Source organism: Aequorivita marisscotiae, assembly GCF_029814825.1.
GTDB lineage: Bacteria > Bacteroidota > Bacteroidia > Flavobacteriales > Flavobacteriaceae > Aequorivita > Aequorivita marisscotiae.
Window position 1 is genome coordinate 3,338,033 of the sequence record NZ_CP122379.1, and the last position, 23,514, is coordinate 3,361,546.

Here is a 23,514-nt window from a genome sequence, read left to right on the forward strand (position 1 = left end):
CTTGGGTTTCTTAACTCCACAATTTTTTTAGACACTTTAAGACAAGCCATAAAGTGTCGTTTGTCGAATATTTATTGTCTTTGTCGTGATTTTCCCTACATTTGTTAAGAATGCGTTAATAAGTTGTTGAGTTTTAAGTTGGTATCGTCTCGTGAAAAGGGTAAATTTACCTCTAATCCTTAAAACTCAATATCATGAAAAAGTATGTTTTTGCATTTGTAATGCTAGCCGGTCTAGCTTTTAGCTGTACCCCAGAAAATCAAATAAGTGATGAACAACAAATCGACAAAAGAAAAGTCTGCCCCCCAAGCGACAGAAACTGTAATGGGATTCCAGACCACTTGGAGCAACAAGATTAATTTCTATTTAATATTTCTATGTATAGTAGCGGTCCTATCACCATTTTTGCACGTACTATATTTAACCGGAGACACTGAGGGCATATTTGGCTTTGCATATATGTCCTCTTTTATGTTTTCTATTAGTCTACCTCTAATGGCTATTAGTTCTGGGTTAATTTTAAAATTTACCAAGACAATTGTAATTGACGAGTTTAAGGTAATCTTTGGATATATTGCAAATACATTTCTATTAGTCGGATTTTTCTTTCTAATTTATACTTTTGCTCCAATGTATGATCTATCTATTTATGCATATTATGTGGTTCTGTTGATTCTTTCTTTAGCACTTACATTTATTGCAAGTAAAATACACAAAGCTATTATTACAACAGAGCAACGCCTCAAAAGAATAATTTCAAAGCTTTTCGACTTTATAATTCTTGAAACTCCCCGCAAACACGTTTCTGAAGAAAAACAAATAGATTACGTTATTTCTTACGAAAAAATAATTAATGAAATTGGGGAAGAATGAATGATACATTAAGCACCATAACCAAGCTACGAATAGCCGGTATGCTCTCTGATTCTGCCCATCGAGAGGTAGAACAAAAGCTAATGGCCATAACAAGCCAAACCGCAAACGAGGTGGGAATACCCAGAGATTCTAATTAGTTTGGCCCAAATACTTTTCCAGTTCAGTATACTGCACTTGCATTTGTTCGCCACTTTTCATATTCTTTAGAGTAAAGGAATTTGCCGCAATTTCTTTTTCCCCGGTCAAAACCGTAAATGGAATATTGCGTTTATCGGCATAGCTCATTTGCTTCCCCATTTTTCCTTCGTCTGGAAATAGTTCAGCTTTAATACCTGCTTCACGCAATTTTTTTATTGCTTTCATGGCATATAGTGACTCTTGTTCACCAAAATTAATAAAAAGTGCTTGGCTCGTATTTGATACGGTTTCGGGAAAAAGATTTAATTCTTCCAAAACCAAATAAATGCGGTCTAAACCAAACGAAATACCTACGCCACTCATATTTTTTAACCCAAAAATTCCTGTGAGATCGTCGTACCGGCCACCACCGCCAATACTGCCCATATTTACTTCTGCAGGTGCTGCGACTTCATAAATGGCACCTGTGTAATAATTTAAGCCGCGAGCCAAGGTAACATCTATTTTTAGCGAGGCCATTTGTAAGCCAAGGCTATTAATATTTTTTGTGATGAATTCAAGTTCTGTAACGCCCTTCATCCCCAATTGCGATGCTGCTAACATATTTTTTAAAGCGTTTAATTTTTCATCATTGCTTCCTTTAAACGAAAATAGTGGCTGCAATTTTACTAAAGCATCTTCCGAAATGCCTTTTTCACGCATTTCCTTTTTAACGCCTTCCTCCCCTATTTTATCAAGTTTGTCTAAGGCAACCGTAAAATCAATTAATTTATCTTCAGCGCCTATGGTTTCAGCAATACCACTCAATATTTTTCTGTTGTTTAACTTTATGGTAACTCCTTTTAACCCGAGATTACTAAAAACGGTGTCGTACAATTGTACAAATTCTACTTCTTGCCAAAGCGAGGTGGAGCCTACCACATCGGCATCGCACTGAAAAAACTCGCGAAACCGCCCTTTTTGTGGTCTATCTGCACGCCACACCGGTTGAATTTGGTAGCGCTTAAATGGAAAGGTTATCTCGTTTTGATGCTGTACCACGTACCTAGCAAAGGGAACTGTTAAGTCGTAGCGCAGCGCTTTTTCCGAAATTCTTGAGGTGATTTTAATGCTATTTTTTTCGGTATATAATTTTTCATCAACTTTTGATAAAAAATCGCCACTGTTTAAAATTTTAAAAATTAATCTATCGCCTTCTTCCCCGTATTTTCCCATTAAGGTATCGCTATTTTCAAAAGAGGGTGTTTCTATTGGCTGAAAACCATAGAGCGAAAAAGTTTCTTTAATAGTATTGAAAATATAGTTGCGCCGCGCAACTTCTTCAGGATTAAAATCGCGGGTACCTTTAGGGATAGATGGTTTTTTAGCCAAGAGATTATTTATTTGAAAGAAATAGGATTAACGAAATTAAAGGCAGTTTACGTGTTGGTATTTAAAGATACGCTCCGCCTTTTTAATTACTTCAACCTTGTTTCATTTAGACTTTAATTTTTAAAAAGCAAATATCTTAAATAATAGTAACTTTATGCAACTTTTGCAGTCTAATGAGAAACACAAACTAAAATATGTTTTCACTTTTCCGGGAAAATGTGCGTATAGCGCTGGATTCCATAAAAAGCCAATTGTTAAGAACCATTTTAACCATCGTTATTATAGGCATTGGCATTTGGGCGCTCGTTGGTATTTTGAGTGCGGTTACTGCATTGGAAAATACAATATCTGGCAATTTTGCATCCATGGGCGCCAATACATTTAATATTCAACAGTATGAATTTACGGTTCAGACTCGAAATAGCGGCGAACGCGAAAAAATAAACCCCATAATTAGCTATAATAACGTGCGTGAGTTTAGCGATAAATACAGCTATCCCTTTACCAAAACATCGCTTTCGTTTTTGGGAACTTCAACCGCTGAAATTAAATACGGATCCGAAAAAACCGATCCTGAAGTTCGGGTTTATGGCGTAAATGAACATTATTTAGAAAATACTGGCACGGAAGTGGACAGCGGTAGAAATTTTACATTTTTTGATATTCAGAATAATAATAAAGTATGTTTAATTGGTTCGGATTTTTTAAAGAACCTCTTTGAAAATGAAGACCCCATTAACAAAACTATCAGTATTCGCGGTGTGAAATTTAAAATAATAGGTCTCTTGGAATCAAAAGGATCCACTTTTGGGAATAATCAAGATTTAAAAGTGTTAATTCCTATTCAGGTTGCCCGTGGCATCTATACCGAGCCAAATATTAATTACAATATTAGTGTAAAGGTAAGCGACAAACAGTTGATGGAAGCTGCCCAAGATGAAGCCATTATTACTTTTAGAAACATCCGCGGACTAAACCCCATTGAAGAAAACAACTTTGGAATTGAGCGCAGTGACGATTTAATAAATAGAATTGCGATGATTAGCGGTTATTTACAAGCCGCCGCGTGGATTATAAGCATTATTACTATTCTGGGCTCTTCCATTGCCTTGATGAATATAATGCTGGTATCTGTAACGGAACGTACCCGCGAAATTGGCGTCCGTAAAGCACTTGGGGCGAAACGCTCTACAATCTCTACCCAGTTTTTTATGGAAACCATTGTTATTGGTCAATTTGGGAGTATTTTAGGTATTATCTTGGGCGTACTAACGGGTTTTGCCTTCGCAAAAATTTTCGAATTCGATTTTACGCTACCTTGGACAGCCATGATCTGGGCAACAATTATAACTTTTATAGTTGCTGTAATCGCAGGTTCGTATCCCGCATCTAAGGCAGCCCGTTTAGACCCAATTGAAAGTTTGCGATATGAATAACCTGGTTTTTTCGCACCGCTCAAATCAAAGCAAAATACTCATAAATAAATACTGATACAGTATTATTTACTTAGCAAATCTTCAAAATATTTATAGAGTTCTCCTTTGGTAATTACCGCCCCTTGCTGTATTAAAATAAAAAGATCTTTGTTCCGATCGTCTGTTATAGCTTTGGTGGAAGTGTAAAGATTTACCGCGTCGTCATGTAGATTCTGTTGTAACCATTTGTATCCATAAGCCGTGGTAATATCTATATCGTCTTGCTCTACTTTGATAGCTATCAATTCCATAAACGCATCTGTAATGTGAAAAAGCATCAATTGTTTGGGCGAAATATGTTCTAGATATTTCACTTTAGTCAAAACCCCTTCCCAGATTAGATCACTAAAAACGTCGAGTTCTTCTTCGGCTACTTCAGGTTTTTCCTCTTTCAAGGTTTTCCATTCGTCTGCAGTAATGGATTGTGTGGCAAGAAAATTTATAAATTCTTGGTGAAGTTCTTCAAATTGTTCTTTTGTTAATCTTGCGTATTTCATAGTGGTAATGTGTTGTAGTATCGAATTTTTCTAACGTAATATTTCTTCAAAATAAAAAAACCTTCCCCGAAAACGAGAAAGGTTTTAATACAATTAATCGTGTAATTTATTCCTTTTCTGGAGTATCTTCCACTACTTCATCTTCAGATTGTGCTTTTTCTTCCACTTTAGCTTTCGCTTTCGTTTCAGATTTACTTTTTACTTCAGGCTTTGCTTCTGCAATTACCTCAAAAGTAAAGTTGCTGATCACGTCTCTGTGAAAACGAATTGTAGCATCGTACTGTCCAGTACGCTTTATAGCGCCACCAGCAATAATAATGTATTTTTTCTCGATTGTTACACCTTCTTTTTCTAGGGCATCTGCTAGGTCTGCGTTAGTTACAGAACCAAACAACTTATCGCCTTCGCCAGTTTTGGCAGTAATTTTAATTTCGAGTCCGTTTAATTTTTCAGCTTGTGTTTTTGCTTCATCTACAACTTTCTTTTCTTTAAAAGCACGTTGTTTCATAGTTTCATTTAACACTTTTTTAGCCGAAGGAGTTGCAAGCACTGCATATCCTTGTGGTATCAAAAAGTTTCTTCCGTAACCGTTCTTTACGGTTACCAGATCATCTGCAAATCCCAGATTTTCTACGTCTTTCTTTAATATAAGTTCCATATTATTTCTGGATTTTTATTTTAATAAATCGGTTACATAAGGCATAAGTGCCAAATGGCGTGCTCTTTTAACGGCAACAGCTACCTTTCGCTGATACTTTAAAGAAGTTCCGGTAAGCCTTCTCGGAAGAATTTTACCTTGCTCGTTTACGAATCTCAATAAAAAATCTGCGTCTTTATAATCCACATATTTAATACCAGACCTTTTGAACATACAATATTTCTTGGTCTTGTTGGTTTCAATATTAAGCGGGGTAAGATATCTTATCTCTCCGTCTTTTTTTCCTTTTGCTTGTTGTTGTAATGTGGCCATAATTTAAGCTGATTTTTTATTGCGGTTTCTTCTCTTTTCTGCCCAAGCAATCGCGTGCTTGTCAAGGCTTACTGTAAGGTAACGCATAAAACGCTCATCCCTTTTAAATTCAGTTTCTAGTTCGTGTGCAACGTTGCCGTCTACAGTGTACTCAAAAAGGTGATAAAAACCACTTTTTTTGTTTTGGATTGGGTAAGCAAGTTTTTTCAAGCCCCAATTTTCTTTGGATATCATCTTAGCACCTTTAGAAACAAGAATATCTTCATATTTCTTTACTGTTTCCTTTATCTGATCTTCAGACAAAACGGGATTTAAGATGAAAACAGTTTCGTAATGATTCATAAAAAATCTATTAAAATTAATGATTAAAACCTTGGCCTTCTGCCAAAGAGGGTGCAAAAATAATACTTTATTTGTTATTATCAAACCTTATTTTAAAGAGTCTTTCACAAAAATACTTTATAGATAAACTGTGCCTTTTTTTCGATAAAAATCAAAAAATGTTGCATTTCATCGATTATTTGCATATTATTGCTTTAAGAAAAACCTACTATTATGGAAAAAACCATATTAAAGTGTGCTATCGTAGATGATTCCACACTACAACGACTCTCCATTGTAAAGCTCATCCAGATGCACCCCTCTCTAGAGCTTGTTGGCGAGTATAAAAATGCCATTGAAGCCAAAATGGGGCTCGCTTCTACCGAAATTGACCTTATATTTCTTGATATTGAAATGCCAATTCTCTCCGGATTTGATCTTTTGGACGATATTCAAAGAAAACCACAGGTAATATTTGTTACCGGAAAAACAAAGTACGCCTTTAAAGCTTTTGATTATGATGCGGTAGATTATTTAAGAAAACCCATTGCCAAAGATCGTTTTTTAAATGCAGTGCACAAAGCAATTACCAATTATAAGCTTAAAAATGAAGAAGGCTTTGACGATGAAGACTTTATTTTTGTAAAAAGTAATCTTAAAAAGCGAAAAGTATTTTTAAACGAGCTGCGCTATATTGAAGCTTTGGGCGATTACGTAAAATTGGTTACCGAGCACGAATCGCTGGTTGTACTTTCTACTATGAAAGCCTTTGAAGGGCTATTGCCGAGTGATCGTTTTCTAAGAATTCACAAATCTTATATTGTAAATTTAGACAAGGTTCAACGTTACAATAGCAAAACAATTGAACTGGATAAAGACCATTTACCTTTGAGCCGAAACCGAAAAGCCGAATTAATTGAAGCTTTGGCGGCTACCCAAAACGCTTAGTAATTATCTACATCTATTGTTATGCGCACGCTTGAAAATTCCTTTATAGCGTTAAAACTTCGCTGCACATTATCAATGTACTTCTTTGTTTTTTCCAAAGATTGATTTTTCGGAATTTTAACAAGCAGATTGTTTATATATTTATTTTTAATTCTTCCAATTGGCGGTGGTTCGGGGCCTAATACATTCTCCTTAAATGCAATTTCCAAAGCTTGCCCAAACCAGGTTGATGCCTTTTGAACCCGAGCGAGATTTTTATCTTTAAACGTTATCTTAATGGTCCTAAAAAATGGAGGGTATTTAAAATTATAGCGCTCCTCCATTTGTTCCTTGTACATTTCGCCATAGTCATTTACACTTACCTGTTTTAAAATTTGATGGTACGGATTGTAGGTCTGAATTAAAACTTTACCGCGTTTTTGGGTACGCCCTGCCCTACCCGACACTTGTTGCAGTAATTGAAAACTACGCTCATGCGCCCTAAAATCCGGAAAATTTAAAAGACTATCTGCATTCATTACCCCCACCAAACTAATATTCCTAAAATCCAATCCTTTGGCGAGCATCTGTGTGCCAACCAGAATATCTATTTCCTCATTTTCCAGAGCTTCAATTAGTTTGGAATACGCGTGTTTTCCTTTGGTTGTGTCCTGATCCATCCGTGCAACTTTATGGTTGGGAAAAAGCGATTTTAACTCGGTCTCAATTTGTTCGGTTCCGAAACCTTTGGTATCTAAAGTGTCGCTGCCACACGCCATGCAGCTTTGCATCATTGCCATATTATATCCGCAATAATGGCAGCGCAATTGATTTTTATGTTGATGAAATGTTAAACTCACATCGCAATTGGGGCATTGGGGCGCAACCCCACAAGTGGTACATTCAACTACTGGTGAAAATCCTCTTCTATTTTGAAAAAGAATAATCTGCTCACCATTGCTTAAAACTTCGCGTATTTCTTCGAGCAAACGATCGCTAAAATGGCCGGTCATTTGCTTTTTTCGCGACTTTTCCTTAATATCTACCAACTCAATTTCGGGCATTAATACATTGCCGTAGCGCTTTTTTAAACGAACCAACCCAAATTTTCCCGAATCGGCATTGTGATAACTTTCTAAGGACGGCGTTGCAGAACCCATTAACAACTTAGCTTTGTGATAATGCGCTAAAACTACAGCACTGTCGCGTGCATTGTAACGCGGGGAAGGACTAAATTGCTTAAAACTTGGTTCGTGCTCTTCGTCTACAACGATAAGACCGAGGTTTTTAAAAGGTAGAAATAATGAAGAACGCGCGCCAATAACAATTTGTGCTTTTGGTTTTTCTGCCAATACATTTTTCCAAACCTCAACCCGTTCATTAACCGAAAATTTTGAATGGTACACTGAAATCCGCTCACCGAAATATTTTTGAAGCCGAACGATTAATTGGGTGGTTAGTGCAATTTCGGGAAGCATATATAATACTTGCTTTCCTGAATTTATAACTTCTTCAATAAGCCGAACGTATATTTCAGTTTTTCCGCTGGAAGTAACGCCGTGCAATAAAACTACATTATTCTTTTTAAAAGATTCCTTTATTTCATTAAACGCTAATAATTGTGCTTCGTTTAAAGTTTTGATGTCTGTAGCTGCTTCGCCTGAAAATATAACCCGGTCTTGCTGTAAGTGGTATTCTTCTAAAATGCACTTATCTACTAAAGATTTCAACGTACTTGCAGAAGCATCGCTTTTCTTTTGAAGCACAGCTGCGCTAATTGGCTTTTTAGTTTGGCCGCTTAGCATAAAAAGATGCATTAACACCTCGCGTTGTTTTGGAGCACGGTTTAAGGTATCTAAAAGTTCGCGCAGTTTTTCTTCCGTAGCGTACACTGAAGCAAGTTTTATATAGCGTTTTAGTTTAGGTTTGTATTGTTCGTAAACCGTTTCTTCAACCTCAATAATATTTTTATCTAGTAATTTTTGAATTACAGAAACTATATTTTTTCTATCTAGAATAGCCCTGGCATCGTTAATGTGCAACGATGATTGGTGCAATAAAGCTTCGTATAAAATAAATTCGTCGTCGCTTAGGGATGATTCATCTAAAGGTTCGTTCGGAATAAGTTTTATAACGGTTTCGCTTTCTAACAAAAAAGCACTGGGAAGCGCCGCTTTTATTACTTCGCCCAAGGCACACATATAATAATTGGCCAGCCATTCCCAATGTTTCAGCTGCAAGGATGTTATTATAGGTGTTTCATCTAAAATATGGTCTATAGATTTTGTTTCGTATCCCACGGGCGCTTGGTTGTGTACCACTCTTACAATACCCGTATATACTTTAGATTTTCCAAAGGGAATTGCCACCCGCATTCCAGGTTTAAGAAATGCTGCCTCGTCTTTGTTCACGCTATAGGTGAATGTTTGTTTTAACGGAATTGGAAGAATTACGTCTATAAAATACAATGGAAAACTATTATTTATTAGTACTAAATATTAATTCTGAGTTGCGCAAAAGTTTAAAACCCCTTAAAATTTATTGTAGTTTCTTCGCGACTGGGTAAATAAAAAAGCCACCAAATTTGGTGGCTTAAAGATAGTATTTTTAATACTTTTTAATTAACTCGACTCCAAGTTTGTGTTCTTCCAAAAAGCGAGAAGCCCACGTAACCACGCACGTTTAATTTGTTTGCGCCGTCTAATTCAATATAGCATTTATAAACTTTTCCGTTGTTGGGGTCCATAATGGTACCGTCGTTGTATTCATCGCCGTCTTTTTCAAGACCTTTAATAATTACCAAACCTAAAATTGGCTTGCCTTTATCATCGCCTGGGCAATTATTACAAATAGCATTTTTTTTAGCAGGGTTTAAAATCTCTACTACTTTGCCGTAAATTTTTCCATCGTTTTTATAAATTTCAACTATAGATTTTGCTTCGCCGGTTTCATCGTCAATGGTTTTCCATTTTCCAGTTACATCTTGTGCGGTGGCCGTAATTACTGTTAGAGCAATAAGTGAGAAGGTTACAAGTATTTTTTTCATGATTTAAAATATTAGTTAGGTATTGAATTTTTTTTCTTTTAGTCGCTTTATTGAAATATTTAACTCGAAACCCAGCAACAAGAGGTTTGCGTTAATCCAAATATATAACATCAATATCAATAGTGCACCAATAGAACCGTATAACTCGTTGTAATTTGAAAAATTATTGATATAAACTCCAAAAAAGTAAGTTGTAAGCACAAATAATACCGTAGTGGTTACCGCTCCTATTGAAAAAAAGCGAGTAGATTTTCCTTCCTTGGTTCCGTAATAGTACAAGGTAGCTATTATTACATATAGCATTACTAGAAAAACAATAAATTGAAAGAACGATATCCAAAAGAGATCTGTGTCTATATACGCTTTTGATTGTAAATCGCGAATTATATATTCGCCATAGAGAATAACTCCAACTGAAGTTAACAACAACAATGCCAAGAAAATAGAAACCATTAAAGCTACTAAATACTGTCTAAAAAAACTTCGGTTTATGGTTACGTGAAACGAATATTCAAAAGCACTAAATATTGCATTTACACCATTTGCCGATAAAAATAGCGACAGAAAAAAAACAAAAGACAAAAGTCCCGCTCGCGGATTTACCGCTATATCTGCAATTATGGGATAAAAAAATTCGGTTGTTTGTGCGGGCAATAAAGCTTCAATAAATATTAAAAACCGCGACTGAAATCCGTCAATTGGAATCATCGGGATTAAGTTGAGTAACAACAACAGAAAAGGAAAAAGTGCCAGAAAAAAACTATAAGCAATAGAGCTGGCACGAGATGAAAAAGTTCCCTTTAAAATTCCAGTGCCGTAAATATCGAGGAGATTATACAACGAAAAATCGCCCAGGGCGGGAAGTTTAATCTCCTTGCTAAAACGTATTAAATCCCGAATAACAGGAATATTAATTTCCTTTTCTTCTTCTTGGTTCATTAAACAGCTTTTAGGCTCAAATCCATATTGTAAACCGAATGTGTTAAAGCACCACTGGAAATATAATCTACACCACATTCGGCGTATTTCCGTACGGTATCAAGGGTAATTCCACCGCTCGATTCCGTTAGGCATTTACCATTAATGCGTTCTACAGCCTTTCGGGTATCTTCATAATTAAAGTTATCTATTAAAATTCTATACACCCCCTCGCTCTCTAATATCTCATCAATTTCGTTCAGATTTCTAGCTTCAACAATTATTTTAAGATCTAAATGGCGACTCTCTAAATATTCCTTGGTTTTAGCAATTGCCTTGGTTATTCCGCCACAAAAATCAATATGGTTGTCCTTGAGCATAACCATATCATAAAGTGCAAAACGGTGATTTTCTCCCCCTCCAATTTTTACCGCCCATTTTTCCAAAGCCCGAATACCCGGGGTGGTTTTGCGCGTATCCAGAATTTTTGTTTTGGTTCCTTCCAACAATTTTACATAGCTATTTGTTTTGGTGGCAATGGCGCTCATACGCTGCATAGCATTTAGCACCAACCGTTCCGATTTTAAAATAGATTGCGACAAACCCGTAACATAAAAAGCTACATCGCCATATTTTACCGAGCTTCCATCCTCTATTTTAATATCGAGTTTTAAACCGGGATCTACATATTCAAATATTTGTCGGGCAAGTTCTACACCGGCAATAATTCCTTCATCTTTTACTAAGAGTTTTGCCGAGCCCCTAGCGTCTTCTGAAATGCATGCCAAAGAACTGTGATCGCCATCGCCTACATCTTCACGAATGGCATTGGCAATGATAATATCTATTTCTTTGTTGAATTGTTTTTCTGAAATCATAGCAAGGAAATTTCAGCTAAAATAACAAAAAGAGTTGGCAGTTTGCGTTTTCAGCAGCTAGTTATCTAAAAAGCTTTTTTTTACGCCACCCTTTGCAACATTAAAAAGGAACAACCAAAGCAATAATATCTTTGTATTTTTGAATTCTGAAATAGTTAAAATGAAAATTACATTACTGGCCATAGGAAAAACCGACAATAAACAATTGCAGGTTTTAATAGACGATTATACCAAGCGTTTGGGGTTTTATGTTTCGTTTGAAATGGAAGTGATACCCGATATTAAAAAAGCAAAAAATCTTTCCGAAACGCTTCAAAAACAGGCTGAAGGCGAAGAAATTTTAAAACGAATCTCCACGGCCGATGTGTTAATTCTACTTGACGAAAAAGGGAAGAGCCACACCTCCATTGGCTTTGCGAATTTTTTGCAAAAGAAAATGAATAGCGGTCTTAAAAACCTCGTCTTCGTAATTGGTGGGCCCTATGGATTTAGCGATGCAGTTTATGAACGCGCCAATGGTAAAGTTTCACTTTCATCCATGACCTTTTCACACCAAATGGTTCGACTTTTTTTTATTGAACAACTTTATCGCGGATTTACTATTTTGAGGAATGAACCGTATCACCATAAGTAGTGAGACTTGAGGTTTGAGATTTGAGATTTGAGATGTGAGATTTTATTTATGGTTTAGAATTTCAATTCCATTGACAATCTATGTAATCTGTTAGCATGTGGAATAATAGTCCTACGGCGATGATTCTTGTCTTTTTAAAAAATAATAAAACTACATATACTGCCATTGCCCAATAAGTGTGCAGCGGATGAAAGTTGATGCTACAGCGGCCTGGGTCAAAAATTGGGCTGGCCAAAAGATGATCCAGATCTACCAACATGGTTGCCAGCATTATGAGCCAAGCTTTTTTCCACTCTTTTCTGAAAAAAATATAAGCAATCAACCCTGGAACCAAAAAATGCAGGGCGTAATGTACAAACGTTTGGAGCATTTTACGGTTTTTAACAAAGATAAGTATTCATTTAATGTAGAAGGAAATTTATGAAGTATTGTAATTAAGCTCTTATCGATCTAAAGATCACTATCGGCGGAATGACGTTGGTAACCATGAAAATTTACTGCTCCTCCTCCCACCATTAACGAGCGGGACGCTCGCGCTAGCAAGGAAGAAAAGAAGAATTATTTCAATACTCTTTTTCTTTCTTAAGTCTTCCATCTGGATAATAAATTCTCCAGGTACCACTCTTTCTACCGTTAGTAATTTCACCTTCTTTTTTTAAGTAATATTTACAAAGCTTATTTGAAAATAAATAGCGTTTTGTATCTCTAATATAAATAAGGTGCTTACCAGATTCAAGAAATTCATACGTACTCAACGCAGTAGTTGAAATGTATTTCGTTTTAGATTCATAAAGTAGGTTCCCCTTTGAATCAAAACCTCTATGGAGCATTATATTTCCAAAAGCATCATAATCAGTCTCATTCCATTGCCCCCCTTTAAAATAGAGATAATGTTTTCCAGTCATAAATGAATATTCTTGGTTATTTTCAATATAATATGTTTGCCAACCAGTATTTCTTATTTTCCCATTGTTATATTTATGCTCAACTTTAATTGAGTCTGTAGCAGGTTTTATATTTTCAATTAAGTTTCTATAATCTTGTGAATATTGTGAATGAGCTAAAAACTGTACAAAAAATACTAAAAGAAAAATTATTTTCATCAGTTTAATGCTAAGTTCGTAATAACCTTCACTCCACCCCCTCAATCAAAACCCCCAACATTTCAATCGCGGCATCACTAATTCGGGTGCCTGGACCATAAACCGCAACAGCGCCGGCATCAAAAAGGTATTGGTAATCCTGCGCTGGTATTACGCCTCCCACAATGACCATAATATCTTCGCGACCGTACTTTTTTAAGGCTTCAATAACTTGTGGTACAAGGGTTTTGTGACCTGCAGCAAGGGAGGAAACGCCGAGGATGTGCACATCATTTTCCACGGCTTGTTTGGCGGCTTCGGCGGGGGTTTGGAAAAGGGGTCCGATATCCACATCAAAACCTACATCGGCATAGCCAGTGGCTACTACTTTGGCGCCGCGATCGTGCCCGTCTTGCCCCATTTTGGCAATCATAATTCGAGGACGGCGGCCCTCAAGCTCTGCGAACTTGTCTGCCATTTGTCTGGCTTTATCAAAACTTGGGTCTTTTTTCATCTCTTTGCTGTACACGCCGTTAAACGATCGTATTTGTGCCTTATACCTACCGAATTCCTTTTCCATCGCGCTGGAAATTTCACCCAAGGTTGCCCTGTGGCGCGCGGCTTCTACGGCTAAAGCTAATAAATTTCCCCGACCTGTTTTGGCACAGTCGGTAATATCTGCCAAAGCTTTCTTAACTTTTTCGCTGTCGCGGGTGGCTTTTATTCGCTCAAGTCGCTCAATCTGGGAGGTACGCACTTTTTGGTTGTCCACATCCAAAATCTGAAGTGGGTCTTCCTTCGCCAGTCTATATTTGTTAACACCAACAATAATGTCCTGTCCGCTATCAATACGCGCTTGCTTTCTTGCCGAAGCTTCCTCTATGCGAAGTTTGGGGATTCCAGCTTCAATGGCTTTGGTCATTCCGCCCAACTCTTCTACTTCTTCTATAAGTGCCCAAGCTTTATTTGCAATTTCGTTGGTAAGGTTTTCCACATAATAACTGCCCGCCCAAGGATCTACCGTTTTGGTGATATGAGTTTCAGTTTGAAGAAAAATCTGCGTATTTCGCGCTATTCGAGCCGAAAAATCTGTTGGTAGCGCAATGGCTTCATCTAATGCATTGGTATGCAACGATTGCGTTCCCCCAAAAACAGCTGCTGCTGCTTCAATAACAGTACGAGCAACATTGTTAAAGGGATCTTGTTCGGTAAGGCTCCAACCGCTTGTTTGGCAATGCGTACGTAACGAAAGCGATTTTTCACTTTTAGGGTTGAACTGTTTTACAATTTTTGCCCAAAGCATTCTTGCGGCTCGCATTTTAGCGATTTCCATAAAATGGTTCATTCCTATGCCCCAAAAAAAAGAAAGACGGGGAGCAAAGGTATCTATATCCATTCCGGCTTTTAACCCAGTGCGAATATACTCTAAACCATCTGCAAGGGTGTATGCCAGTTCAATATCTGCGGTAGCTCCCGCTTCTTGCATATGATAACCCGAAATGGAAATACTATTAAATTTCGGCATATTTTTGGACGTAAACTCAAAAATATCGCTTATAATTTTCATGGATGGTGTAGGTGGATATATATACGTGTTTCGCACCATAAACTCCTTTAAGATGTCATTTTGAATTGTTCCCGCCAAATCTTTTGGAGAAACGCCCTGTTCTTCCGCGGCAACAATATAAAAAGCCATAATAGGAAGCACGGCGCCATTCATCGTCATGGAAACGCTCATTTTGTCGAGCGGAATTTGATCGAACAAAATTTTCATATCCTCCACACTATCTATGGCTACACCCGCTTTGCCTACGTCGCCCTCTACTCTGGGATGGTCGCTATCATAGCCTCTATGCGTTGCAAGATCAAAAGCTACTGATAGCCCTTTTTGGCCTGCGGCAAGGTTTCTTCTATAAAAAGCATTGCTATCTTCTGCCGTTGAAAAACCTGCGTATTGGCGAATCGTCCAAGGGCGGCGCACATACATGGTTGAATATGGACCCCGAAGATTTGGTGCTATTCCGGCAACGAAATTTAAATGTTTAATACTAGCCGTATCTTCTTTGTCGTAATGCTTCTTAATCTCGATATCTTCAGCCGTCAAAAAGGTTTCAGACTCGCTATGTTTAGGTACATCCGTGTTCTTTTTTCCGTCGTCAATTTTTTTCAATTCTATGTGCTCTAAACTTCTCCTATCCATACTTGTTCAATACTTTCCCAACCCATAAATATTCCAAAACCGATTAATATTATTGAAATAATTACAATAAGCAAACGGAAATATTTATGAGATGATAATTTTTTATAACGAATGAGGAGTGCTAATCCGAGGACTATAAAGAGGACTCCTACTGCGGTACCTAATACTTCATTGTTCATAATTCTTGATTTAAACGTTGTTGTTCAGTGATTTCAGCAATTCTTTTTTCAACAATTGGGGCAATTAGGGTTTTTATCGGGTTGTGTTTTACAAAAGGGTAGAGTTCCAAATCGTCTTTCATCCGGTCGTTTTTGTTGGGATGGTAATTGGTACCCAACAATTTAATTTGGCCGCTATCAAAAAGCTCTTGTTCCTTTTCGGCACTTTTCTTAATTTTTTTCTGAATTATTCCTTCTTTTAATTGCTGAAGAAAGCCGCCGCCTTTTTCTATTTCTTTAAATAGTAGCAGTGCTTTTTCGGCAAGTTCATCGGTTAAACTTTCAATGTAATACGTGCCATCAGCGGGATTGCTTACGGCATCAAAGTAACTCTCGTGTTTTAAAATAAGCAATTGGTTTCGGGAAATCCGTTCGCCAAATTCGTTGCTTTTATGGTACAACGCGTCATAAGGTATGTTGTAAATCGTGTTTGCACCACCCAAAATAGCACTCATACATTCAGTTGTACTGCGCAGCAAGTTTACGTTAAAATCGTAAAGTGTTTTGTTGCGTTTGGATGGCGAGGCAATAATGTGGCAAGTTTCATTTGCGCCATATTCTTTTGCCAATGTTGCGTATAGTTTACGCAGGGCTCTAATTTTTGCAATTTCGAAAAAGTAGTTTGGACCTGTGGCAATTTTGAACGTAAGCAATGATCTCTGGACTGCGCTCGAGGTAATAGAAAAAAGGTTTAAGTATTCATTGGCATGAGCCAGTGCATAGGCCAATTGCTGAACAATAGTTGCACCTGCGTTTTGGTATAAACTTACATCTACTGCCAAAAGGTTTTGCGCCGAGTTTTCTTTATAAATACGGTCTAGAATTTCGTGGTCCGTTTTTAGATTATGGAACCAATTGCCAGTGCGGGACAGGTTTCCTATTATATCGAGATTGTAAAAAACCGTTGCCTTTTTTTCTGAAAAGAAATTGATTAACTTGTTGCAAAATGCTTCGGAAAGAAATAACATTTCAAAATATACGGTAACCTTTTCAAAAGGAAAGTTTTTAAAAACAGCGGCCGGTTCAAAATCTTTTGCTGCGGTAAAAAATATTGCCTCTGCGCCTCTGTTTACAGCATCTATAGCAATATTGTTGGCTATTTGCGCTTCATCGATAAATATTTTTTGGGCAATCTTCCACGAATTTGGCTGCCCGGGAATGGGCTGAAAATTTTCGTTACTATCATCTGCATGGTAAAAAGGTTTCACATTTATCCCTTCAGCGCTTTGCCAGACCAAGGTTTCGTTGTAGTCCGCACCCTTTAAATCGAACTGAATCTGCTGTTTCCACTGTTTTGCAGAAACCTCATCGAAATCTTCAAATAGAAATTTATTCATCGCTTTTCTTCTTTTTTGATGCTGTCTTCGTGTTCAATTATATAAATATCTTCGTTCTCTTTTTTTAAATAGTATTTCTCGCGGGCAAATTTTTCCATCTCATTGCTATCCTTCATTTTTTCGATAAAACTTTTATCGGTATTTATTTCGTTTTGATAAAATTCAGCATTGTCCTCCAAACCATCTATTTCATTGTCCAACTCACGATGTATAAGATACGAGTTAGCGTCGAAAAAAATCATCCAAACAATAAACAAGACTAAAATAAGCACGTATTTATTGCTTATAAATCTAAACCATTTGTTTTGTTTTAATTCAGAAAATTTCACGATTCGGAGTAACTAATTTTTTGATGAATAATACTTCTTATAACGTCTATTGCTACGGTGTTGTATTTATTTGTAGGAATAATAATATCTGCAAATTCCTTTGTTGGCTCGATAAACTGCAGGTGCATAGGTTTTAGCGTTGTTTGGTAGCGATGCAGCACTTCTTCCAAATCGCGACCTCGGGTGGCAATGTCTCGTTTTAATCTACGTATTAAACGTTCGTCGCTGTCTGCGTGTACAAAGATTTTAATGTCAAACATATCACGAATATCTGGATGCGACAAAATCAAAATTCCCTCTACGATTATTACCTTTTTAGGGTAGGTTGTAATTGTTTCGCCGGTTCTATTGTGCTCTACAAACGAATATACCGGTTGTTCAAAAGCATTTCCCTCCCTTAGTTTTTTTAGATGGCATACCAATAAATCGAAGTCAATGGCTTGCGGGTGGTCAAAATTAATTTCTGAACGCTCCTTCATGGAAAGATGGCTGGTATCGTGGTAATAGGAATCTTGCGAAATAACACACACTTCATCTACGGGAAGTTCTGCAACTATTTGGTCTACCACTGTTGTTTTTCCGCTGCCAGTGCCGCCAGCAATGCCAATTATAAGCATAGTTTTTAAGGTTTATACAAAGGTATAAAAAAAAGCCCCCGCACCCCCGATGGCAGAATTGAATTACACCGCATGATTTTCAATTTTTTATCTTTCATTACCGGTGCCATCTCTTTTTCTTTTTTATTTTTGAATACCTAAAGTCTCAAATGAAAACAATTCTGCTACATCCTTCCTATTTTCCGTCTATTGAACAAATGGCGGCAGTGGCTCAGGCTGAGAAAGTGGTTTTTGAAGTAGAAGATAATTACCAAAAACAAACGTACCGAAATCGCACTTTTATAGCCCACAGCAACGGAAAGTTGCTTTTAAATATTCCCATAAAACACAACAAAGCTGCCAAACGCCAAAAAACAAAAGAAGTAATTGTTGAAAATGATTTTCCGTGGCAGGAACATCATTGGCGAAGTTTACAAAGTGCGTACCGTACCTCCCCTTTTTTTGAATTTTACGAAGATGAATTGGAGGTTTTTTTTACCGAACCCGTTGGCCATTTGTTAGCGCACAATCTGAAAATTTTTGAATTTTTATGCGATATTATTGGCATTGAGGTTGAAGTTGCCAAAAGCACCTCATTCGAAAAAGTACCTGCCATTACCGATTTGCGTATTTTGGTAAATGCCAAGAGAAAATCTGCCTTTCAACCGAACACCTATACGCAAGTTCATCAGGCAAATCATCCCTTTTTGCCAAATCTTTCGGTTTTGGATTTGCTTTTCAATGAAGGACCAAATACGCTCAATTATTTAGAAAATGCCCAACTTCCCGCAAATTCTACCCCCGACAGCTAGCATTTACAAATTCTTATATTTTTCAAAAAGGCTACCACCCCACCGTTGCTTGAACCGCGTGGTGATCAGAAAATGTATTTTTTACAGTTTCAAAAGTTAGCACATCCAAACCTTCTGACGCAAAAATATAATCTATTCGCATCGGGAATTTTTCAAACATAAAGGTAGTTCCCAAGCCGTTGCCGCGTTCGCGGAATGCATCTTGCATACCGTCCTTTAACTTTCGATAGATGTACGAAAAAGGCGTATTGTTAAAATCGCCGCAGATTAGCACGTGATTGTTTGTATTTGCTTTATGCTCCAAAATAGAAGCAACTTGTTCCTGCTGTTTGTCAAACGCCAGCGAAACGCGTTTTCGGAGTTTTTCGTTGTCGCTTTCCTGCAAAAAACTCACCCGCGGTATAATGCCGAGGGATTGCAAGTGAAGACTATAAATTCTTATGGAATCTGTTCCTTTAATCACATCGGCGTAAAGCGTATTATTATAAGTTCCTTTAAAATCGAATGCCCCAGTATTTGCTAACGGATATTTAGAAAATATAGCGTGACCCAATTTGGCCTTTTCAGATTTAAAGTGAATATATTGAAACGGATATGCCGAAAAATTTATGCCATTGGGTTTGTAAAATTCCTGAATACAAACAACATCCGGATTTTGTTCCTCGAGCAAAGCTGAAAATGTTTTAAAGGCTTCACCATTTGTATCTTTTTCATACGCATTAAACAAGCGTACATTGTACGATAGCACTTTTAAAGTGTTTTTGTATTGCGAAGTATCACCCTGCGAAGAAACTTCATAAAAAACATTAAAGTAAAAGTACGAAATAACCAACACGGTAATCGACACAAAAAATCGTCTGCGCAATTGAAAAGCCCAATAAACGGCAAAAAGAATATTCAATATAATTAATAAAGAAACAAACAAGCTCAGTAATGCGAGTTCGGGGAATGTTTTTGGAGGTAGATAGGGCAGAATAAATGACACTAACAAAAGAAATGCCGTGAGCAGATTGCCCCAGTAAATCATTTTATTGAGAAACTTCCGCATGGATTACTCGTCTTTTCCAGCCTTAAAGAGAAAGTCTTTTTCCGCTTTGGTTAAACTATCGTACCCGCTCTTTCCAATTTTATCTAAAATGCCATCCACTTTTTTTTGATGTTCAGATTTAGACGCTTTAGACTTAGACTGAGTGGAAGCGGTTTTTGTGTTTCGGTGAACCGTTTTAAACGGTTTTTTACTTCTTGGTTTAAAGAAATTGGCAATCCAATCCATAAAGTTTTCAAACCATTTTCCTATATCGTTTCCTTTTGCCAATTGCACGGCATACACATATCCAAATATAGCGCCACCCACGTGAGCCATTAAGCCACCTGCATTTCCTGAAGAAGGTATTCGCACCAAATCCAAAAGAAATAAAACTAAAGCAATATGCCAAAGTTTTATGGTGAAGGTAAAAATACGCACCTCGGTATTTGGCGTGTAAGTAGCTATAAAAACCATAATTGCAGTTACAGCGCCCGAAGCCCCAATTAAAAATCCCCGGCTCTGCGCAAAAGCAGGAAAGAGATTATAAGCTATTACAAAAAGCAAACCGCCAAAAAGCGCACCCAGTAAATAAATAGTGAGCAGTCGTTTACCGGTAAATAAGTTTAAAACAAATTGCCCGAACCAATACAACCACAGCATATTAAACAAAATATGTAAAAACCCATAATGAAGAAAGCCGTACGTAATTAACGTCCACGGACGAAACAAAAGGGTGTCAAAATCATCGCTCAATACAAACCAACGCGTGGCATATTGTGGGCTCATATTTAAGATAAATGACCCTAAATAAACCAATAGATATACCACTACATTTATTACAATGAGCTTCACCAAGATATTGGCGGTTTTGTATTTATATGATAGACTGGTTGCTGCCATAGTTAATTCCAACGATGGTTATCAAAACTGTTCTTTTTCCAGTACCAAGCCATCACAAAACCGAAGAGCGCGCCACCAATATGCGCCCAATGCGCTATACCAGTTGGTGTTCCTGTAATTCCAAAAATTACATCCAATAAAATAATGCCGGGAATAAAGTACTTTGCTTTTATAGGAATTGGCAAGAAAATAAGCATTAATTCAACGTTTGGAAATAGCAATCCAAAAGCGACCAAAACACCATACACCGCTCCCGAAGCTCCTAAGGCCATTCCGTTATATGTATTATACATGCCCTGTATAGTATCTTGCGAAACAAAATCTAAAATTGAAGTATTATACCTCCCAGTGTTCAGGAGTTCCATAATTTGTTCTTGGCCCATTCCGGCACTTAGCAGCGCCTCCATACCGCTGTGCAATTGGTAGTAATTCACCAAACTATAAATCAAAGCCGAACCTAGCCCCGCCGAAAAGTAAAAAAACAGGAACTTTTTTTGCCCCCAACGCATTTCCAAAGGCGAACCAAAGGCCCAAAGTGCATACATGTTAAAAAGTATATGGAAAAAATTGGCATGCATAAACATGGATGTCACTGGTTGCCAATACTGGAAGCTCGGATTTTCAAAATAGTATAAAGCAAAAAGTCGCTCTGCCACGCCCCCAGTAAATTGCGAGCCTATAAAAAAGAGGACATTAAGAATTAGTAAAAATTTTACAGTATCGGTTATTCTTCCCATTTACATAAATTTTTTATCGAGATCACTCACATCAAGTGTGGTGAAAACAGGCTTGTTTGTTGGGCTAACGGTTGGTTCTTTACAAGCAAAAAGTTGATTGATTAAATGCTCACGTTCTTCTTTATTTAAGGAAACACCAGATTTAATTGCCATACTCGCCGCCATTGATTTTGCCAACATATCGTTCTGGCTAAATCCAGTATCGGGTACTTCTTCTTTAATATCGTGCACCAATTGGCTAAGCAAATTTACAACATGGCTCTCTAGTATTTGTACTGGAATACCACTTATCTCAATAGTTTCATCTTTTAATTCTGAAAAAATAAAACCTGTGTGCTCCAGTTGTTCCCGTACTTTTTCAATAATGGCTACATCGGGTTTGGAAAAATGTAACTCCAACGGAAACAATAATTGCTGGCTAACAGCTTCTTTTACCGTTATATTCTTTAGCAACTCTTCGTATAAAACACGTTGGTGCGCCAAGTTTTGATGAATAACCATCATTCCGTTTTTCAACGGGCTTACAATGTATTTATTTTGAAGTTGCAGGGTTACCTGTCCTGTCTCGGTTTCTTTACTTTCAAAAATACTTCCGGTTACTTCTTCACTTTCAAATTCCATTTCCATTTCGGCTTCGGTGGAGGACCGCAGGCCAGATGGGTGTGCATGGCCGGAATCATCTTTTAATCCCACGTAAAGCGATTCCCACGAAGGTGATACCTCTCTTTTAAACGGAAATTTAATATTGCCCTGCTTAGCCCTTTCCTGAAACGGATTAAAATCTCTATCCACTTCTATGGAAGGTGCCGTGGGCGATTTTTTGCTGTATTCGTACGGCGTGTCAAAGCCTTTATCTCTTTCAAAATCTAATACTGGCGCGATGTTAAATTGCCCTAAACTGTGTTTAACCGTAGCGCGTAGCATAGCATAAATAGCATGCTCATCATCAAATTTTATTTCGGTTTTTGTTGGGTGTATATTTATATCTATAGAATGCGGATCTACCTCCAAAAATAAAAAGTAACCAGGATGCACGTCGTTTTTCATCAAACCTTCAAAAGCCGATGAAACGGCGTGGTGTAGATATGGGCTTTTTATAAAGCGGTCATTCACAAAAAAAAACTGCTCCCCCCTACTCTTTTTACTGTATTCAGGTTTCATTACAAAACCTTCAATTTTAATTATTTCGGTTTCTTCGCTTACGGGTACCAGCTTTTCGTTGGTTTTGCTTCCGAAAATATGAACAATCCGTTGCCGTGAATTTGAAGCAGGAAGGTTAAAAACATCGCTTCCGTTGTGCAACATCTGAAAAGACACCGTTGGATGCGCCAAAGCCACTCGATGAAATTCGTCAATAATATGGCGTGTTTCTACGGGATTGCTCTTTAAAAAATTTCGTCTGGCGGGAATATTGTAAAATAGATTTTTAACCGAAATAGTAGTCCCTTTTGGCACCACTGCCGGATCTTGCGAAACAACCTTGCTTCCTTCAATTGTAAGGTGGGTTCCTATTTCTGAAGTATCGGTTCTTGTTTTTAGCTCAACATGGGCAATTGCCGCGATAGATGCCAACGCTTCGCCACGAAACCCTTTGGTGTGAAGGTTGAAGAGATCTTCAGCCGATTTAATTTTTGAAGTCGCATGCCGTTCAAAGCTTAAACGGGCATCGGTAATACTCATTCCCGAGCCGTTGTCTGTAACCTGTACAAGGGTTTTTCCCGCGTCTTTTACAACCAAAGTAATGTCCGTCGCTTTTGCGTCAATGGCATTTTCGAGCAGCTCTTTCACTACCGAAGCGGGTCGCTGAACAACTTCCCCAGCTGCAATTTGATTCGCAACGTGATCTGGTAATAACTCAATAATGTCTGCCATTAAAATTTATGCGTAGAAAATAGATAAATCAAAATCGATAATAAAGAGAAATAGAAGCACTAAAATAGAAATTATAATGAGCAACCTTCTGTTTGCGTTTCTGTCTGAAGATTGGCGCAAATCTGCCCATGCGGTTATAAATTTTCCCTTTAAACCTTTGTTGTCGCCAACCGTGGTTCTAAACTCATCAAATTTATGCCCCATGGAAAAAGGGCTACCATCACCGTCATACTCATAATGACGTGGTTTGTAGCTATACTTCTTATTTTTTCGCTTGCTTATAAGTCCCATAATTGTCGTGCTTCAAAGTTACAGAAAATAGAGTGTTTTCTAAAACGTTTCCGAAGCTTGTT

At 37.5% G+C, this 23,514-nt stretch carries 26 protein-coding genes and 1 pseudogene; 6 read left to right on the top strand and 21 right to left on the bottom strand.

Annotated features, from left to right (window positions below; genetic code table 11):
• Positions 1 to 270: 270 nt before the first annotated feature.
• Positions 271 to 873, top strand: coding sequence for a hypothetical protein (locus QCQ61_RS14960; RefSeq protein WP_279448472.1), 603 nt, complete (start codon positions 271 to 273; stop codon positions 871 to 873).
• Positions 870 to 1,013, top strand: a complete 144-nt coding sequence (locus QCQ61_RS14965; protein WP_279448474.1) for a hypothetical protein — start codon at positions 870 to 872, stop codon at positions 1,011 to 1,013. Before QCQ61_RS14960 ends, QCQ61_RS14965 begins: the two co-directional genes overlap by 4 nt.
• Here the strand turns inward: QCQ61_RS14965 and hisS are convergent.
• Positions 1,006 to 2,385: a histidine--tRNA ligase gene (gene hisS, locus QCQ61_RS14970; protein WP_279448476.1), complete on the bottom strand. Its 1,380-nt coding sequence runs from the start codon at positions 2,383 to 2,385 to the stop codon at positions 1,006 to 1,008. The genes QCQ61_RS14965 and hisS overlap by 8 nt on opposite strands.
• Positions 2,386 to 2,579: 194 nt before the next feature.
• Between hisS and QCQ61_RS14975 the strand changes: the two genes are divergently transcribed.
• Positions 2,580 to 3,821 (top strand): ABC transporter permease, encoded by a 1,242-nt coding sequence (locus QCQ61_RS14975; RefSeq protein ID WP_279448478.1) that lies wholly within the window; start codon positions 2,580 to 2,582, stop codon positions 3,819 to 3,821.
• A 62-nt stretch (positions 3,822 to 3,883) separates the two neighbouring features.
• On the opposite strand, the gene QCQ61_RS14980 is transcribed toward QCQ61_RS14975, so the two are convergent.
• The 4 genes and pseudogenes from QCQ61_RS14980 to rpsF all read right to left on the bottom strand — a co-directional run bounded on the left by QCQ61_RS14980 (position 3,884) and on the right by rpsF (position 5,669).
• On the bottom strand, positions 3,884 to 4,357 hold the full coding sequence (locus QCQ61_RS14980; RefSeq protein WP_279448479.1) for a DUF6495 family protein: 474 nt from the start codon (positions 4,355 to 4,357) through the stop codon (positions 3,884 to 3,886).
• 211 nt (positions 4,358 to 4,568) lie between these two features.
• Positions 4,569 to 5,015: pseudogene (gene rplI / locus QCQ61_RS14985) on the bottom strand (50S ribosomal protein L9); the annotation flags it as partial.
• Between the two features lie 15 nt (positions 5,016 to 5,030).
• Positions 5,031 to 5,327, bottom strand: a complete 297-nt coding sequence (rpsR, locus tag QCQ61_RS14990; RefSeq protein ID WP_073216777.1) for a 30S ribosomal protein S18 — start codon at positions 5,325 to 5,327, stop codon at positions 5,031 to 5,033.
• 3 nt (positions 5,328 to 5,330) lie between these two features.
• A complete protein-coding gene (gene rpsF / locus QCQ61_RS14995; protein WP_279448488.1) occupies positions 5,331 to 5,669 on the bottom strand; it encodes a 30S ribosomal protein S6 in 339 nt (112 codons plus the stop codon).
• A gap of 213 nt (positions 5,670 to 5,882) precedes the next feature.
• Between rpsF and QCQ61_RS15000 the strand changes: the two genes are divergently transcribed.
• Positions 5,883 to 6,596 carry a LytR/AlgR family response regulator transcription factor gene (locus tag QCQ61_RS15000; RefSeq protein ID WP_279448489.1) on the top strand — a complete coding sequence of 238 codons (714 nt, stop codon included), beginning with the start codon at positions 5,883 to 5,885 and terminating at the stop codon, positions 6,594 to 6,596.
• On the opposite strand, the gene priA is transcribed toward QCQ61_RS15000, so the two are convergent.
• The 4 genes from priA to nadC all read right to left on the bottom strand — a co-directional run bounded on the left by priA (position 6,593) and on the right by nadC (position 11,417).
• The gene (gene priA / locus QCQ61_RS15005; RefSeq protein ID WP_279448491.1) at positions 6,593 to 9,043 is read right to left on the bottom strand and encodes a replication restart helicase PriA; all 2,451 of its coding nucleotides are present in this window, start codon (positions 9,041 to 9,043) and stop codon (positions 6,593 to 6,595) included. The genes QCQ61_RS15000 and priA overlap by 4 nt on opposite strands.
• A gap of 149 nt (positions 9,044 to 9,192) precedes the next feature.
• Positions 9,193 to 9,621, bottom strand: a complete 429-nt coding sequence (locus QCQ61_RS15010) for a DUF2147 domain-containing protein (RefSeq protein WP_279448493.1) — start codon at positions 9,619 to 9,621, stop codon at positions 9,193 to 9,195.
• 15 nt (positions 9,622 to 9,636) lie between these two features.
• Positions 9,637 to 10,560 (bottom strand): YihY/virulence factor BrkB family protein, encoded by a 924-nt coding sequence (locus QCQ61_RS15015; protein ID WP_279448494.1) that lies wholly within the window; start codon positions 10,558 to 10,560, stop codon positions 9,637 to 9,639.
• A complete protein-coding gene (gene nadC, locus QCQ61_RS15020; RefSeq protein WP_279448495.1) occupies positions 10,560 to 11,417 on the bottom strand; it encodes a carboxylating nicotinate-nucleotide diphosphorylase in 858 nt (285 codons plus the stop codon). Before nadC ends, QCQ61_RS15015 begins: the two co-directional genes overlap by 1 nt.
• 160 nt (positions 11,418 to 11,577) lie before the next feature.
• On the opposite strand from nadC, the gene rlmH reads away from it, so the two are divergent.
• Entirely contained in the window at positions 11,578 to 12,051 is a 474-nt protein-coding gene (rlmH, locus tag QCQ61_RS15025; RefSeq protein WP_279448497.1) for a 23S rRNA (pseudouridine(1915)-N(3))-methyltransferase RlmH, read from the top strand.
• A 61-nt stretch (positions 12,052 to 12,112) separates the two neighbouring features.
• On the opposite strand, the gene QCQ61_RS15030 is transcribed toward rlmH, so the two are convergent.
• From QCQ61_RS15030 to udk, 7 genes are all read right to left on the bottom strand, one after another.
• The gene (locus QCQ61_RS15030; RefSeq protein WP_279448499.1) at positions 12,113 to 12,421 is read right to left on the bottom strand and encodes a DUF6122 family protein; all 309 of its coding nucleotides are present in this window, start codon (positions 12,419 to 12,421) and stop codon (positions 12,113 to 12,115) included.
• Positions 12,422 to 12,614: 193 nt separating this feature from the next.
• On the bottom strand, positions 12,615 to 13,154 hold the full coding sequence (locus tag QCQ61_RS15035; RefSeq protein WP_279448501.1) for a hypothetical protein: 540 nt from the start codon (positions 13,152 to 13,154) through the stop codon (positions 12,615 to 12,617).
• Between the two features lie 28 nt (positions 13,155 to 13,182).
• The gene (scpA, locus tag QCQ61_RS15040; RefSeq protein ID WP_279448502.1) at positions 13,183 to 15,333 is read right to left on the bottom strand and encodes a methylmalonyl-CoA mutase; all 2,151 of its coding nucleotides are present in this window, start codon (positions 15,331 to 15,333) and stop codon (positions 13,183 to 13,185) included.
• On the bottom strand, positions 15,315 to 15,512 hold the full coding sequence (locus QCQ61_RS15045) for a hypothetical protein (protein WP_279448504.1): 198 nt from the start codon (positions 15,510 to 15,512) through the stop codon (positions 15,315 to 15,317). The genes scpA and QCQ61_RS15045 overlap by 19 nt, the downstream gene beginning before the upstream one ends.
• On the bottom strand, positions 15,509 to 16,888 hold the full coding sequence (locus tag QCQ61_RS15050; protein WP_279448506.1) for a methylmalonyl-CoA mutase subunit beta: 1,380 nt from the start codon (positions 16,886 to 16,888) through the stop codon (positions 15,509 to 15,511). Before QCQ61_RS15050 ends, QCQ61_RS15045 begins: the two co-directional genes overlap by 4 nt.
• Positions 16,885 to 17,217: an FtsB family cell division protein gene (locus tag QCQ61_RS15055; protein WP_279448508.1), complete on the bottom strand. Its 333-nt coding sequence runs from the start codon at positions 17,215 to 17,217 to the stop codon at positions 16,885 to 16,887. Before QCQ61_RS15055 ends, QCQ61_RS15050 begins: the two co-directional genes overlap by 4 nt.
• Positions 17,214 to 17,834, bottom strand: coding sequence for a uridine kinase (gene udk, locus QCQ61_RS15060; protein WP_279448509.1), 621 nt, complete (start codon positions 17,832 to 17,834; stop codon positions 17,214 to 17,216). The genes QCQ61_RS15055 and udk overlap by 4 nt, the downstream gene beginning before the upstream one ends.
• 149 nt (positions 17,835 to 17,983) lie before the next feature.
• On the opposite strand from udk, the gene QCQ61_RS15065 reads away from it, so the two are divergent.
• Positions 17,984 to 18,625, top strand: coding sequence for a WbqC family protein (locus tag QCQ61_RS15065; protein ID WP_279448511.1), 642 nt, complete (start codon positions 17,984 to 17,986; stop codon positions 18,623 to 18,625).
• 31 nt (positions 18,626 to 18,656) lie between these two features.
• On the opposite strand, the gene QCQ61_RS15070 is transcribed toward QCQ61_RS15065, so the two are convergent.
• From QCQ61_RS15070 to QCQ61_RS15090, 5 genes are read right to left on the bottom strand one after another with little or no spacing between them, the layout of a single operon-like run.
• On the bottom strand, positions 18,657 to 19,673 hold the full coding sequence (locus tag QCQ61_RS15070; RefSeq protein ID WP_279448512.1) for an endonuclease/exonuclease/phosphatase family protein: 1,017 nt from the start codon (positions 19,671 to 19,673) through the stop codon (positions 18,657 to 18,659).
• Positions 19,674 to 19,676: 3 nt separating this feature from the next.
• Positions 19,677 to 20,552 (bottom strand): rhomboid family intramembrane serine protease, encoded by an 876-nt coding sequence (locus tag QCQ61_RS15075; RefSeq protein ID WP_279448514.1) that lies wholly within the window; start codon positions 20,550 to 20,552, stop codon positions 19,677 to 19,679.
• 2 nt (positions 20,553 to 20,554) lie between these two features.
• Positions 20,555 to 21,289, bottom strand: coding sequence for a rhomboid family intramembrane serine protease (locus QCQ61_RS15080; RefSeq protein WP_279448515.1), 735 nt, complete (start codon positions 21,287 to 21,289; stop codon positions 20,555 to 20,557).
• Entirely contained in the window at positions 21,290 to 23,161 is a 1,872-nt protein-coding gene (gene mutL, locus QCQ61_RS15085) for a DNA mismatch repair endonuclease MutL (protein WP_279448517.1), read from the bottom strand.
• 6 nt (positions 23,162 to 23,167) lie between these two features.
• On the bottom strand, positions 23,168 to 23,452 hold the full coding sequence (locus QCQ61_RS15090; RefSeq protein WP_279448519.1) for a riboflavin synthase subunit beta: 285 nt from the start codon (positions 23,450 to 23,452) through the stop codon (positions 23,168 to 23,170).
• Positions 23,453 to 23,514: the final 62 nt, after the last annotated feature.